At 65.7% G+C, this 13978-nt stretch carries 14 protein-coding genes; 2 read left to right on the top strand and 12 right to left on the bottom strand.

Going from position 1 to position 13978, the window contains the following annotated elements; translation table 11 throughout:
• Positions 1 to 26: 26 nt before the first annotated feature.
• The 4 genes from N2604_RS36175 to N2604_RS36160 form a co-directional block, all read right to left on the bottom strand.
• Positions 27 to 755: a hypothetical protein gene (locus N2604_RS36175; RefSeq protein ID WP_260376381.1), complete on the bottom strand. Its 729-nt coding sequence runs from the start codon at positions 753 to 755 to the stop codon at positions 27 to 29.
• A 98-nt stretch (positions 756 to 853) separates the two neighbouring features.
• Positions 854 to 1348 carry a signal peptidase II gene (gene lspA, locus N2604_RS36170; RefSeq protein ID WP_260372700.1) on the bottom strand — a complete coding sequence of 165 codons (495 nt, stop codon included), beginning with the start codon at positions 1346 to 1348 and terminating at the stop codon, positions 854 to 856.
• 10 nt (positions 1349 to 1358) lie between these two features.
• Positions 1359 to 4367, bottom strand: coding sequence for an isoleucine--tRNA ligase (gene ileS, locus N2604_RS36165; RefSeq protein ID WP_260372699.1), 3009 nt, complete (start codon positions 4365 to 4367; stop codon positions 1359 to 1361).
• Positions 4368 to 4568: 201 nt separating this feature from the next.
• Positions 4569 to 5540 (bottom strand): bifunctional riboflavin kinase/FAD synthetase, encoded by a 972-nt coding sequence (locus N2604_RS36160; RefSeq protein WP_260372698.1) that lies wholly within the window; start codon positions 5538 to 5540, stop codon positions 4569 to 4571.
• 230 nt (positions 5541 to 5770) lie between these two features.
• Here N2604_RS36160 and N2604_RS36155 point away from each other — a divergent pair, with 230 nt between their 5' ends.
• Positions 5771 to 6166, top strand: a complete 396-nt coding sequence (locus tag N2604_RS36155; protein WP_008567674.1) for a response regulator — start codon at positions 5771 to 5773, stop codon at positions 6164 to 6166.
• Positions 6167 to 6306: 140 nt separating this feature from the next.
• Here N2604_RS36155 and N2604_RS36150 read toward each other — a convergent pair whose 3' ends face one another.
• Positions 6307 to 7161, bottom strand: a complete 855-nt coding sequence (locus tag N2604_RS36150; RefSeq protein ID WP_260372697.1) for a TIGR01459 family HAD-type hydrolase — start codon at positions 7159 to 7161, stop codon at positions 6307 to 6309.
• Positions 7162 to 7176: 15 nt separating this feature from the next.
• Positions 7177 to 8655 (bottom strand): EAL domain-containing protein, encoded by a 1479-nt coding sequence (locus N2604_RS36145; protein ID WP_260372696.1) that lies wholly within the window; start codon positions 8653 to 8655, stop codon positions 7177 to 7179.
• A gap of 281 nt (positions 8656 to 8936) precedes the next feature.
• Here N2604_RS36145 and N2604_RS36140 point away from each other — a divergent pair, with 281 nt between their 5' ends.
• Complete coding sequence (locus N2604_RS36140) at positions 8937 to 9776, top strand: class I SAM-dependent methyltransferase (protein ID WP_260372695.1); 840 nt, start codon at positions 8937 to 8939, stop codon at positions 9774 to 9776.
• A 46-nt stretch (positions 9777 to 9822) separates the two neighbouring features.
• Here the strand turns inward: N2604_RS36140 and N2604_RS36135 are convergent, their stop codons facing one another.
• From N2604_RS36135 to pgsA, 6 genes are all read right to left on the bottom strand, one after another.
• Positions 9823 to 10953 (bottom strand): YihY/virulence factor BrkB family protein, encoded by a 1131-nt coding sequence (locus N2604_RS36135; protein ID WP_260372694.1) that lies wholly within the window; start codon positions 10951 to 10953, stop codon positions 9823 to 9825.
• Positions 10953 to 11537 carry a phage holin family protein gene (locus N2604_RS36130; RefSeq protein WP_260372693.1) on the bottom strand — a complete coding sequence of 195 codons (585 nt, stop codon included), beginning with the start codon at positions 11535 to 11537 and terminating at the stop codon, positions 10953 to 10955. Before N2604_RS36130 ends, N2604_RS36135 begins: the two co-directional genes overlap by 1 nt.
• 91 nt (positions 11538 to 11628) lie before the next feature.
• The gene (gene prmB / locus N2604_RS36125; protein ID WP_260372692.1) at positions 11629 to 12588 is read right to left on the bottom strand and encodes a 50S ribosomal protein L3 N(5)-glutamine methyltransferase; all 960 of its coding nucleotides are present in this window, start codon (positions 12586 to 12588) and stop codon (positions 11629 to 11631) included.
• Positions 12588 to 13055, bottom strand: coding sequence for a molybdenum cofactor biosynthesis protein MoaE (locus tag N2604_RS36120; RefSeq protein WP_260372691.1), 468 nt, complete (start codon positions 13053 to 13055; stop codon positions 12588 to 12590). The genes prmB and N2604_RS36120 overlap by 1 nt, the downstream gene beginning before the upstream one ends.
• A gap of 4 nt (positions 13056 to 13059) precedes the next feature.
• On the bottom strand, positions 13060 to 13311 hold the full coding sequence (gene moaD / locus N2604_RS36115) for a molybdopterin converting factor subunit 1 (protein WP_260372690.1): 252 nt from the start codon (positions 13309 to 13311) through the stop codon (positions 13060 to 13062).
• Entirely contained in the window at positions 13308 to 13925 is a 618-nt protein-coding gene (gene pgsA, locus N2604_RS36110) for a CDP-diacylglycerol--glycerol-3-phosphate 3-phosphatidyltransferase (RefSeq protein ID WP_260372689.1), read from the bottom strand. Before pgsA ends, moaD begins: the two co-directional genes overlap by 4 nt.
• Between the last annotated feature and the right edge of the window lie 53 nt (positions 13926 to 13978).

Genomic DNA, 13978 nt, shown 5'->3' with positions numbered 1-13978 from the left:
GCCCAAATGTCGGGGCGGGCAGGAGCTTATTGCTCCTTCTCCTTGCCTTCGCGGACGTCGAAATAGGTTCGCTTCGAATTATCCGGGCCGGAGCCGTAGGCGTAGTTCGGCGACGGCGTCTGATATCCCGGCGGCGGCTCCACCAGCGATTGGCGCGGCGGTTCCGACGTGAACTGCTTCGACTCGGGCTCGTTCCCTTTGAACAGCTTAAACAGCCCGCCGGTATATCCGAGTTCGGCAGGGCTCATCGTCGGATTGGCCACGTTGGTGCCTGGCTGGACCGGGGCATTGCTGGTCCTGTCGGCGGCGGCCGTCTTGTGGGCGTTCATCTCGGCGGGCGACAGCGGCTGGGCATTTTTCCAGTACTCCGTTGCCTTGTTGCCGGATTTCTTCCGCTCGGCGACAGCCTCCTTGCGGCGCTTCTCGTCGGGGTCCTTCGGCCAGTTTGGCGCAGCCGCGGCCTCGGCTGCGGCGGGCGGCGGCAGGTCGAGCTTGGGCGGCACGACCAGCGGCGAACGCTCGCGGTATTCGATGCCGGGTTTCCCCATGCTTTTGGCGCCAAGACCGGACATCAGGTTGTCGATGAGCTTCTCTTCGAAGGTCATGTCGTCGTCGTCGTCATCGTCAGCAGCACGGGCGGCGCCGGTCGACATGACGAGGCCGATGCCGAGCGTGACGGCGGACAATTTCAGTGCTCGCCAGACCCCCGATCGGGGGCCTCGAACCATCGAACCGCTGGTCTTCGAGCTGCGCATTACCGTACCTGTTTCATATTGTAGCAGATTGCCGCTCACACGCGGCTCAAACCCTTGCAAAAAGCCGGGTTCCACCTGCCGGTCCGTATCGGCCGGGATCAGGGCGCTTTTGCGGCGGGTACCCCCAGGAAGGAATCATACAATAGCGCTGCCACCCCAGCAACGATGGCCACGTCCGCAAGGTTAAACACATACCAATTATAGATATTTCCGGCGATCTCGATGTGGAACAGGGCGAAATCCACCACCGCGCCATAGGCCAGGCGGTCGATGCCATTGCCGATGGCGCCGCCGATGATCAGGCCGAGCGCGACGGTCGCGAGCACGGTCTGCGAGCGGGCCATCCAGATCGCCAGCGCCACCACGGCGATGGCCTTGACCGCCATCAGTGCGAGCTGCGCGGCCTGGCTGTCGTTCTGGAGCCAGCCGAAGCTGATGCCGATATTCCAGGCCAGCACCAGGTCGAAGAACGGCGTCACCCGCACCGCGCCGCGACGGGCGAGGTCGAACACGTTCAAGAGCCAGAGCTTCGATGCCTGGTCGGCCACGAGCGTGACAATGGCCGCGAGGATGCCGGCGCGGAGCGGGGTCATGGCCGACCGGTCAGACGCTCACCCCCAGCGCCTTCCATTCGCGCAGCGCCTGGGCGTCGCGCGGGGTGACGTCGGGGTATTCGGCGTCTTCGCCGACCATCGGCGAGATCTTCCAGGAACGGGCGCACTTGGTGCCGACCGCCTTCTCCACCACGACCGCGACGCCGGGCACGGCGTCGAGGCGGAATGCCGAGGCCGGCGCCTCGCCCTCCCGCACCTCGTAATTCGAGGTGATGCAGACTTCAGCCAGATCGATGTCGAACAAGGTCGCCAGCATGCCGCGATCGGCGACATAGATCACCGGCGATGCCTCGAGCGAGGAGCCGATGTTCTTGGCGGCGCGTTCCAGCTCGAGCGCGCCGGTAACGACGCGACGCACGTTGCGGATCGTCTCCCATTTCGCGGCGAGCTTGTCGTCGCGCAAGGCTTCGAGATCGGTCGGGAACAGCGTCAGATGCACGGACGGCTCGGCGTCGGGCCGGTACATGCGCCAAGCTTCCTCCGCGGTGAAGCTGAGGATCGGCGCCAGCCATTTCAGGATCGAGGCGCACAACAGGTCGATCGTCGTCAGCGCCGCCTTGCGCGTCAGCGACGAGGGCGGATCGCAATACAGCGTATCCTTGCGGATGTCGAAGTAGAATGCGGAGAGCTCGCTGTTCAGGAAGGCGGACAGGATCGCGACCACGGTCTTGTAGTCGAACTCCCGATAGGCCTTGCCGATTGCAGTGGCGCGCACCGCGAGCTCGTGCAACATCAAGCGCTCGAGCTCGGGCATCTCGGCGGGCGCGACCGCGTCGGCCGGCTTGTAATGATGCAGCGTCCCCAGCATCCAGCGCACGGTGTTGCGCAGCTTGCGATAGGTCTCGACGGTGTTCTTCAGGATCTCGGGCCCGATGCGCTGGTCGTCGGTGTAGTCGCAGGACGCCACCCAGAGCCTCAGGATGTCGGCGCCGGATTCCTTGATGACGGCCTGCGGCTCGATGGTGTTGCCGAGCGACTTCGACATCTTGCGGCCGTCCTCGGCCTGGGTGAAGCCGTGGGTCAGCACGATGTCGTAAGGCGCCCGGCCGCGCGTACCGCAGCTCTCCAGCAGCGAGGAGTGGAACCAGCCGCGGTGCTGGTCCGAGCCTTCCAGATACATCACGGTGTCGGTGCCGCCGTCGACCTTGCGCTTGATGCCTGACAGCCCCGGGAAATGCACGGGGTCTTCCAGCACGAACGCGTGGGTCGAGCCGGAATCGAACCAGACGTCGAGAATGTCGTCGACCTTCTGCCAGTCCTCGCTCGCGCGGGACCCGAGGAAGCGCTCGCGGGCTCCCTTCGCGTACCAAGCGTCGGCACCTTCCTTCTCGAAGGCTTCGCCAATGCGCGCATTGACGGCCTCGTCCTGGAGGATCTCGGCGGAGCCGTCACCCTTCTCGCGCACGAACACGGCGATCGGCACGCCCCAGGCGCGCTGACGCGAGATCACCCAGTCGGGGCGCGCTTCGATCATGCCGTTGATGCGGTTCTCGCCGGACGGCGGCACCCATTGCGTCACCGAGATCGCATGCAGCGCGCGGGCGCGCAGCGTGTCGCCGCTCTTGGCCTTGCCGCCCTGCGCAATGTCCTTATCCATCGCGATGAACCATTGCGGCGTGTTGCGGAAGATCACCGGCTTCTTGGAGCGCCAGGAGTGCGGATATTGATGCTTGAGCCGGCCGCGGGCGAGCAGCATGCCTCTGTCGATGAGCGCCTTGATCACGGCCTCGTTGGCGTCGCCCTTCTCGCCCTTGTCGGTGATGACGCGCTTGCCGGCAAAGCCCGGCGCATGATCGGTGTAGGCGCCGTTCTCGTCGACGGTATAGGGGATCGCCGTGTTGATGCCGCGCGCATCGAGATCGCGCGCTTGCGCCATCCAGGCGTCGAAGTCCTCACGGCCATGGCCGGGCGCGGTGTGCACGAAGCCGGTGCCGGTGTCGTCGGTGACGTGATCGCCGGGCAGCAGCGGCACGATGAAGTCGTAGCCGGCGCCAACGCCCCTCAGCGGATGGGCACATTCGATTGCGTCCATGGTGTCGCCGGGGACGTCGCGGACCTTCTCATAACCCGTCACGCGCGCCTGCTTGAAGACGTCTTCCGCGAGCGCATCGGCCAGGATCAGGAGGTCGCCGGTCTTGGCCCAATTTTCGGCGGGGGCATCCGTCACCTTGTAGAGGCCATAGGCGATCTTCGGCGAGAACGAGATGGCGCGGTTGCCTGGCAGCGTCCATGGCGTCGTGGTCCAGATCACGACGCTTGCGGAGGCGAGCGCACCGTGCGCGGGCGAGGTGACCGGGAATTTCACCCACACCGTATCGGAGGTGTAGTCCTCGTACTCCACCTCGGCTTCGGCCAGCGCGGTCTTCTCGACCACGCTCCACATCACCGGCTTGGAGCCGCGATAGAGCGTGCCGTTGGCGGCGAACTTCATCAGCTCGCGCGCGATCTGGGCTTCGGCCGGATAGCTCATGGTGGCATAGGGATGATCCCAGTCGCCGATGACGCCGAGGCGCTTGAACTCCTCGCGTTGCACGCCAAGCCAATGCGTGGCGTAGGCGCGGCACTCCTTGCGGAAATCGATCATCGCGGCGCTGTCGCGGAAGTCGGGCTTCTGCTTGCCCTTCTTGCGGTAATGCTCCTCCTCGACCTTCCACTCGATCGGCAGGCCGTGGCAGTCCCAGCCCGGCACGTAGTTGGAATCGAAGCCGAGCATCTGCTGGCTCTTGGTGACGAGATCCTTCAGGATCTTGTTCAGCGCCGTGCCGATATGGATGTTGCCGTTGGCGTAGGGCGGGCCGTCATGCAGCACGAACTTGGCGCGGCCCTTCGCACTCTGGCGCAGCTTCTCGTAGAGGCCGATCTCGTACCAGCGCTTGAGGATCTCCGGCTCGCGCTGCGGCAGGCCGGCGCGCATCGGGAATTCGGTCTGCGGCAGGAACAGGGTCTTCGAATAGTCTTTGGCTTCAGACTTTTGGGACTTTTGCGGCTTTTCGGACATGAGGCTGACTGGCTCGGAAGGGCGCGGGAACGGATGGCGATGCGGAATCGCGGGTGAAACGACGAATCCCGGTCTTGCGCCGAGCCTTCAGGCTCAGGCGGAAGCCGGGCCGCTAATCCCTATGATGCGCCGCGCAAACATGGGCTCTCCATAGCAGGGGGGCGGAGGAAGCGCAAAGGGCCGGCGAGGCCGGGTTTCGGCTCAATCGATCGCGCCCAGCCGCGGAAACGCGTCGGGCGCGGCGGCGAGAATGGCGCGGGCGCGGGCGGAATCGTCGTCCATCTGCCGGATCAGGGCCTCGATGCCCTCGAATTTCAGCTCCTCGCGGATGAAGCCGATGAAGGCGCAGTCGAGCGCCTGCCCGTAGAGGTCGCCCTTGAAGTCGAACAGGAAGATTTCGAGGAGCGGGGCGCCATTGTCGAAGGTCGGGCGGCGGCCGAAGCTGGCCACCCCGTCCAGACGCTCCGTGCCGCGGCCGACCCGCACCGCATAGATGCCGTGCTTGAGGCCGCAATTGGCGTCCAGGCGGATGTTGGCGGTGGGATAGCCGAGGTCGCGGCCGCGCTTTTCGCCGTGGATGACCTCGCCGGTGATGAACCAGGGTCCCCCCAGCATGGTCGTGGCCTCGTCGAGCTGGCCCTCGGCAAGGGCGATCCGGATCGCGCTGGAGGAGACCGGCCGCTCGTCGATATCGACATGCGCCTGCACGTCGACCTCGATGCCGAGCCGGGGCGCCTCGTTGACGAGAAGGCTGGGCGAGCCGACCCGTCCCTTGCCGAAATGAAAATCGTAACCAACCGCGATGCCGCTGACCCCGAGGCGCCCGATCAGGTCATGGTGAATGAAATCTTGCGCGCTGGTTTCGGCACGGGCTTTGTCGAAGGTCATGACCACGGCGCCGGCAAGCCCGGTGCCGGCCAGAAGCCGCAGCTTGGCCCGCTCGTCCGTCAGGCGGAATTGCGGGGTGTTGGGGCTGAAAAACCGCCGCGGATGCGGCTCGAAGGTCAATGCCAGCGCAGGCCGGCCATGCGCCCTGCCCATCTCCAGGGCAGCCGAGATGACGGCGCGATGGCCGAGGTGAACGCCGTCGAAATTGCCCATGGCGACCACGGCGCCCCTTGGAATCGCGGAATCCGGCGTTGTATCGCGGATGACGGTAAAAGGCGGAGCCATCAGGGGAATTCTCGAACCGGGCAGGACCGGCCCGGACCGTGGCGCGACCGGCCCTGCGAAGTCAAGCGGCGGGGCGGGCAGACATTGAACACGATTTCAGTCCTTCGGAGCTGCCCGCAGTTAACGCGCTGTTTAAGGCCTTGATGCTAGTCCTTGAGGCGTGGAACTGCCGGGCGCCGGCCTGGCAGGTCCGATCGTAATATTCCTGGGTTTGCGTTGGGGGAGTCGAGATGGCGGTTGATTTGTCGATGCCGGTTCTGGTGGTGGATGACTACAGCACCATGATCCGTATCATCCGGAATCTGCTGAAGCAGCTTGGCTTCGAGAACATCGATGATGCCAGCGACGGTTCGGCAGCGCTCAACAAGATGCGCGGCAAGAAGTACGGGCTCGTGATCTCCGACTGGAACATGGAGCCGATGACGGGCTACGACCTCTTGCGCGAAGTCCGCGCGGATCCGAACCTCGCCACCACGCCCTTCATCATGATCACGGCTGAATCGAAGACCGAGAACGTGATCGCGGCCAAGAAGGCCGGCGTGAACAATTACATCGTCAAGCCGTTCAATGCGGCGACGCTGAAGACCAAGATCGAGGCGGTCTTCCCGGACATGGCGAGCGCGTAAGGGCTATCGTGTCCCGGACAAGGCGCGGCACGTCAGTGACGCGACGCTGAGCCGGGACCCAGTCTATCCCACGACATCGCTTGCGGCTTCTAGGCCCCGGCTCTGCAGCTCTTCGAGCTGCGTCCGGGGCACGATATTTTCTACCACTTCAATTCGCGCATCAGCGCCTTCGGCGGATGGCCGAACAGCTCCACCACCGAATTCGGGTCGAGCTGGTCGAGGCCCTCGAACTCCTCGGCATGGATGCCGCGGGTGACGAACAGGCAGTCGATGCCGAATTCGCGGGCGCCGGTTAAGTCGGTGCGGACAGAATCGCCGATCGCCAGCACCTTCTTCCGGTCGATCTGGTAGCCTTGGCGCTCGCCGGCGAGCGTCATGGCGCGCTCGTAGATCGGCCGGTGCGGCTTGCCGTAGAAGATCACCTCGCCGCCGAGCTCGCGGTAGAGCTCGGCGATGGCGCCCGCGCAGTAGATCAGCCGGTCGCCGCGTTCCACCACGATATCAGGATTGGCGCAGACCAGCGTCAGCTTGCGCTCGCGCGCCTTCAGCATCATGCCGCGATAGTCTTCCGCCGTCTCGGTCTCGTCGTCGTAGAGGCCGGTGCAGACGATGTAATCGGCTTGCTCCAGCGGCGCGGTCACCGCATCGAGGCCGCGATGGATCGAGTTGTCGCGCTCCGGGCCGAGCCAGAACATCTTGCGGCCGGGATGCTCGGCGACATAGAGCCGCGTCAGGTCGCCTGAAGACACGATCGCGTCATAGGTCTCATCGGGGACGCCGAGCTTGCGCAATTGCCGTTGCACGGAGTCGGCCGGGCGCGGCGCGTTGGTGATCAGGATCACCGTACCGCCGCGGCTGCGATAGGTGTGCAGCGCCTCGCAGGCCTCGGGGAAGGATTCCAGCCCGTTATGGACCACGCCCCAGATATCGCTGAGCACGACCTCCACACCGCCTACGAGCTCGCGCAGGCCTTCGGCATAATGCAGCGCGGTCATGACGTGCGCGGCCGATCAGATGCGGCGCGCGAGCGCTGCGTTGCCGGTGAGGCGTTGGGGCGGAGGCGCCGAAGAGGTCGCGCCTGAGCTGGGTGTGGCGGAGCCATTGGATCCCTGAATGTCCTGCGCCTGGTTCGGCGAGGCCCCGCCGGTAGCAGATGCCCCTTCGGGCCGCAATGGCCGGGGCGGTGCGAACAGGAAGCCCTGACCGAACCGCACGTCATAGTCGAGCAGGTCGACCACGGCGCGCTCGCCTTCGATCCGTTCGGCGATCAGGTCGATGCCGAAGCGGCCGAGCAGGTCGGAGAGGTCGGAAGGGTGGATGTCGGAGGCGGAGGCCTGCTTGGGATCGAGCAGCAGCGCGGCCGGCACCTTGATGAAGCGGACCCCGCGATCGGCCAGCTCGCGCGGCTCGATGCGCAAATCCGTGACATGGTCGATCGAGAAACGGAAGCCGCGCTGGGCGAGCGCCGCGAGGTTCTCGGTCTCGGCCGGGCCGAGATTACGGAAGGTCGACTGCTTGAACTCCAGCACCAGCGAGGGCGCCAGCGCGCGGTTGGCTTCCAGGAAATCGAGGCATTGCGCGAAGGTCGTGGAATTGCCCAGCGTAGAAGCCGCGACGTTGCAGAACACGCCGACGTCCTTGTTGCGCACCATCAGGCGCCGCAGCACCTGCACGCAGCGCAGCATCACCATGTTGTCGATGCGCCCGATCAGGCCCGAGGCTTCCGCGATACTGATGAACTCCTCGGCGGCGATCAGCTGGTCGCGCTCGTCGCGCAGGCGCGTCACCGCCTCGTAGAACCGCACCTTGCGCTGCGGCAGCGTCACCATCGGCTGCAGGAAGATATCGATGCGGTTCTCGTCGACCGCATTGCGCAGCGTCGCCAGCAATTGGGTCTGGTTGCGCCCATTGGCGGTCTGAACCGCGGTGGTGGCCCGGACCTGGACCGGCGGCGGCGCCGGCCGTGGCGGGGGCTCCGGAAGCGCAGGAGGAGCGAGAGGCTTCTCCTCGAAGGGGGCAGCCAGATCGATCGGCGCTTCCGGCTCGGGCCTTGTGACCGGGGCGGATGCGGGCGCCGGCGCGTGGCCGGCCAGCAGATCCTCATGGGCCGCCACGGTGGTGGCGAGCTGCCTGACCAATCCGCCGAGTTCGTTGATCTCGCCGATGACCGACTGGATGCGGTCGGAATTGGTCGAATTGGACGAGGCGATGCGGCTCTCGACCGCGGCCAGCCGGCGGCCGAACTCGGCCACCTGGCGGGCGAGGTCGGCGGTGCCGCGCGAGAGGTCGGCGATCTGGCCGCCGACGTCGCTGCGGTCGCGCAGCCGCATCGACACGGCGTTGTAGAGGATCAGGAAGGTCAGCGCGGTCAGCGCCACAATCGCGGATTCCGTTCCGCTGATGCCGGCGACCGAATAGAGCACGAGCCCGAGCGAGGCCGCGACCAGGACCATGCAGATGGCGATGAAGATCGTCGAAATGCGAATCATGCCGCGCGTTATGCCTTTAAGAGCTGACTGCCTCACCCGGGAAAACACGGGTCGCGCTCGACTCCGTCACGCCTCATGCTCCCCAAGCATCGATGAACCTAACACCATTGTTGATTCGAGGGGATAGTGACTGTGTCGGTGCCTATTCAGGCCCGCGCGCCCAAAGCCTCCGGCTCCAATGCGGAAATCAAGACGCTCTCAGCGGAAAATCATGCCGCCCTCAAGGCCAGCGAGCCGCATGCGCCCTATCGTCCCGGCGTTTTCAACCGCAGGAGATTGCCATGTCGACATCCGCCGCGCTCAAGCCAGCTGCCCCCCAACCCGATCTTGCCGCCGTCAAGCAGCGCCAGCACGGCGCCTGGTCGTCGGGCGACTATGCCGTGGTCGGCACCACCTTGCAGATCGTCGGCGAACAGCTCTGTGAGGCCGTCGACTTGCGCGCCGGCAGCAAAGTGCTGGACGTTGCCGCCGGCAACGGCAATGCGACGCTGGCAGCGGCGCGGCGCTGGTGTGACGTCACATCCACCGACTACGTGCCGGCGCTGCTCAAGCGCGGGCGCGAGCGCGCGATGGCCGAACATCTCACCGTCGAGTTCCGCGAGGCGGATGCCGAAGCGCTGCCGTTTGCCGATGCCAGCTTCGACGTCGTGCTCTCCACTTTCGGCGTGATGTTCACGCCGGATCAGGACAAGGCCGCTTCCGAGCTCGCGCGGGTCTGCAGATCCGGCGGCAAGATCGGCCTTGCCAACTGGACGCCGCAAGGCTTCATCGGCCAGCTGTTCAAGACCATCGGCAAGCATTTGCCGCCGCCGGCGGGCGTGAAATCGCCCGCCATGTGGGGCACGACGGCACGGCTCGAGGAGATGTTCGGCGGCGTGGCCGCGGAGATCGCCGCCGAGCCGCGCATGTTCGTGTTCCGCTATCGCTCGCCGGACCACTGGCTCGACATCTTCAAGACCTTCTACGGCCCCACGCTGAAGGCGTTTGCCGCGCTCGATCCGAGCGGCCAGGCCGCGCTGACGCGGGATCTCCTGGCGCTGCTCGGGGAGTTCAACCACGCCGATGACGGCACGATCGTGGTGCACAGTGAATACCTGGAAGCGGTGATCACCAAGCGCTGAGAGTGCTGAGATGCGGTCAGGCCGGCTTCGGCCTGACCGCCGCCAGTCAAAACGGCGCAGTGGCGCCGACTGTGTCGGCGGAGACGGCGTCCCGGGTGCCGAGCGGCTTCGGCCGCCCGGTGGTGGTGTCGCGCAGCGTCTGCCGCTCGATCTCCGAATTCAGCTCAGCGCCGAACATGATGACGATCGCCGACATCCACATCCACATCATCAGGCCGATCGCCGCGCCCAGCGAGCCGTAGGTCGCGTTGTAATTGGCGAATTCCGAGAGATACCAGGACAGCAGGGCGGAGCCTGCGATCCAGAGGATCGCAGCCGTCACGGCGCCGAGGCTCAGCCATTGCCAGCGCGGCGCGTCACGGCTGGGCGCGAAGCGGTAGAGGATGGCGAGTGCGACCAGCAGGATGATGAACAGCAGCGGCCATCGTGCCAGCGCCACGATCAGCTTGCTTTCCGGCGCCATGCCGAGATGATTGAGCGCAAGCGGGAAGGCGACGACGGCTCCCACCATCAACAGCAGCGCCACGATGCCCCCGACGGTAAAGGCCAGCGAGACCATGTTCAGCTGGATGAAGCTGCGCTTCTCGCGTTCTTCATAAGCGACGTTGAGGGCGTCGAAGATCGCCTTGACGCCGGCATTGGCGCTCCAGATCGCAAGTAGCAGGCCGAACAGGAAGGTGACGCCGAGCGTCGTATTGCCGTTCGACACCACGCGCGCGACCTGGTCTTCGACGATCTGGAACGAGCCCTCGGGCAGCATGGTCGCAAGCGTCTGGAGGTTGGCGCTGATCGTGGCGGGATTGGCGAACAGGGCATAAGAGGAGACGAGTGCGGTGACTGCGGGGAAGAGCGCGAGCAGGCCGAAGAAGACGACGCCGCCCGCCGTCGCCAGCAGGCGATCCTCGTCGATGCGCTGATAGGTACGCCAAAAGATGTCCTTCCAGCCCGCCCAGGGGATATCGAACGGGCTTTTCGCCCGGCGGCCGCGGCCCGGCTGCATTGCCGCACCGGCCGGGTGCGTTTCCGGGGAGTTCGCTTCGCCCTTGCGGTGGTCTTGCGGAGGCCCCGGCCTCACCAGGCCTGAATCCTGAAAGTAGCGCTCCGCGGTCAGCACGAACACGGCCGTTGCCGCCACCAGCAGCCAGGAGTCGATCTGTTCGGAGCGCCGCGCCAGCATCACGCCTCCAGACTGTGCCTGTTGCGTCGCCGCCGGGCGGCCGTCAGCCCGACCAGGCCGACCGCCGCGAGCATCAGGCCGAGCTGCACGGGACGGTTGGCGCGGGCCGGCCAGGTCTTGATGCCACCGCGCTCGCCCGGTGCGAGTGGCGCGAGGGGAATCGTCGTTGCGACCTCCTTCACCGCCTCCTTGACCGTTCCACGCGGGATCCGGGGCGTGGCGACCGCCACGCGCAGACGGCTCGCGAGCGGCACGACCGGCTTGGCCTTGCGTTTCATCTGAGCCATGGCCACGCCGGCACAGACCGCAGCCAGCACCAGCAGCACTGCGGCGACGGCGCCAAATCCCCAGAATTGCCCATAGGTGATCGCGACCCAGCGGTACAAGGCGATTAGTCCGACGAAAAATGTCGCGACAACGAACAGGCCGGCGACCGCGAACAGCCCGCCGGCCACCGCGTAGGATGTCACCTTGGCCGTGGCCTGACTGGTCTGGTCACGCAGATAGGATTGAGCAGCGCGTTTGACGTGATTGAGCTTGAGCGCCATCCCGGCGCGCAGCAATTCGCCCGATGGCGCGAGCATGCGGACATCCTCCAAGGACTAGAAAATTCGTCGGGGGATGAACGTGGCGATATTTGACTTGTTCCGACGGAGCGTGATCGGTCGTGATGAATCAGCCGAGATCGGCGGCTGCGATCCAGAACACCTCGCCCTCGGAATCTTCGGTGTCGAGCCAGAGCAACGGCAGTTCCGGAAAGGCCTCGTCGACCAGCTCGCGGCCGCGGCCGATCTCGCAGATCAGCCCGCCATCCGGCGTCAGGTGATCGGTCGCATCGTGCAGGATCCGGCGCACCACGTCGAGACCGTCGGCGCCGCCATCGAAGGCGAGCTTCGGCTCGGCCCGGCACTCCGGCGGCAATGCCGCCATGCCCTCGGCATCGACGTAGGGCGGGTTGGTGATGATCAGGTCGTATCTGTTGCCGCCGAGCGGGGCGAACAGATCGCCGCGGTAGAGGCTGATCCGGTCCTCGAGCCCGTATTCGCCGACATTGCGCGCAGCGACCTCGAGCGCGCCCTTGGAGATGTCGACGGCGTCGACGGTGGCGTTCGGGAAATGATGCGCGGCGAGGATCGCAAGGCATCCCGAGCCCGTGCAGAGATCGAGCACGCGTTCGACCGCCGCCGGGTCGTCGATCAGCGATCCGGCCTCGCCGTCGGCGCCGAAATGCGAGTCCAGCAGCTCGCCGATGAAGGAGCGCGGAACGATGACGCGCTCGTCGACATAGAAGGGCAGGCCGCGCATGTAGATCTTGTTGACGAGATAGGCGGCCGGTTTGCGCGTCATGACGCGCTGATGGATGAGATCGAGGAGGGTCTTGCCTTCCGCGGCGGTGACGCGCGCGTTGGCAAAGATCTCGAACTGGTCGGGCGTGAGATGCAGCGCCTCGCAGACCAGGAACGCGGCTTCCGCGACGGGATCGGTCGTGCCATGGGCAAAGGCGAGCTTCGCCTCGACGAAGCGGCTCACCGCATAGCGGACGAAGTCGAGCAGCGTGAGAAGCTCGCCGGGTCCCACCTTCGCGAGCTTCGGCGCGGCGCGTCCGCGCGCGGTCTTTTTCGTAACTCTAGCCATCAGGATTTCGTCCAGCGTGCGGCGGCTTCGTCGTCACGGGCATGGGCCTCGACCCAGCCGGTGCCGGTGGCGCTCTCTTCCTTCTTCCAGAACGGCGCGCTGGTCTTGAGATAGTCCATCAGGAACTCGGCCGCCTGGAAGGCCGCCTGGCGATGCTGCGAGGCGGTCACCACCAGCACGATGTTCTGGCCCGGCATGAAGCGGCCGACGCGGTGGATCACCGTGATGCCGTTGAGCGGCCAGCGCGACATAGCCTCGTCGGCATGGCGCCTGATCTCTTCCTCCGCCATGCCGGGGTAATGTTCGAGCGTCAGCGCGGCGACCTGGGCGCTGTCCTCGTCGGCGCGGCAGATACCGGAAAATGTCACCACAGCGCCGATATCGGTCCGGCTGCTCGTCAGGACCGAGATCTCGCGCGCGATGTCGAAATCGTCTTCCTGGATACGGATGGTGACGGGGCAGGTCATGAGCCTAGCCGCCGGTCATGGGCGGGAAGAACGCGATCTCGCGGGCGCCGGCGATGGCGGCGTCCTGCTTGACGTGAGCGCGGTCAATCGCGGCGCGGATCACCTTCGGCTTCTCGAACGCATGCGCATAAGCCTCGCTTTGGCCGGCGAGCCAGGCGATCAGCTCCTCGACGGTGCGCACGCTCGCGGGAGGCTCGATCGTCTCTTCGGCCTTGCCGACGCGCTCGCGCACCCAGGCGAAATACTTCACCTTCATCCCTCGTCCTCCTTGATGAGGTGATGGATGCCGGCGCGGAAGTAGTCGTAGCCGGTGTACATGGTGAGGATCGCCGAAGCCCACAACAGCGCGAGGCCAATCATCGACACGATAGGCACGACCTCGTCGCCGGCAGGTCCCGCGAGCAGGAACCCGATCGCGACCAGCTGCACCGTGGTCTTCCACTTCGCAAGCTTGGTCACGGGCACGCTGACGCGGAGTGCAGCCAGATATTCGCGCAGGCCCGAGACCAGGATCTCGCGGCACAGGATCACGATGGCGGCCCACAGCGACCAGCCGTGAATGATGCCGTCCGCGGCGAGCATCAACAGGCAGGAGGCGACCAGCAGCTTGTCGGCGATCGGATCGAGCATGCGGCCGAATGCCGATTGCTGATTCCAGATCCGCGCGTAATAGCCGTCGAGGTAATCGGTCACCCCCGCGGCGATGAAAATGGCGACCGCGACCCAGCGCAGCCAGAGCGGCTGATCCAGGATCGACTGCGCATAGATGCATCCGACCACGACCGGAATCGCGGCGATCCGGCCATAGGTCAGGATGTTGGGGAGGGACATCGCGCGGCTGGTTGTCCCTCGTGTCGTGGCGATGTTCATCCGTCCTACCAATACCGCTCAAGCCTGAAGGTCAACCGTTCCACTCCCAAATG

It is taken from the genome of Bradyrhizobium sp. CB1015 (genome assembly GCF_025200925.1).
Lineage (GTDB): Bacteria > Pseudomonadota > Alphaproteobacteria > Rhizobiales > Xanthobacteraceae > Bradyrhizobium.
Note: the sequence above shows the minus strand (reverse complement) of the source record. Positions and strands in the feature narration are given on the sequence as shown.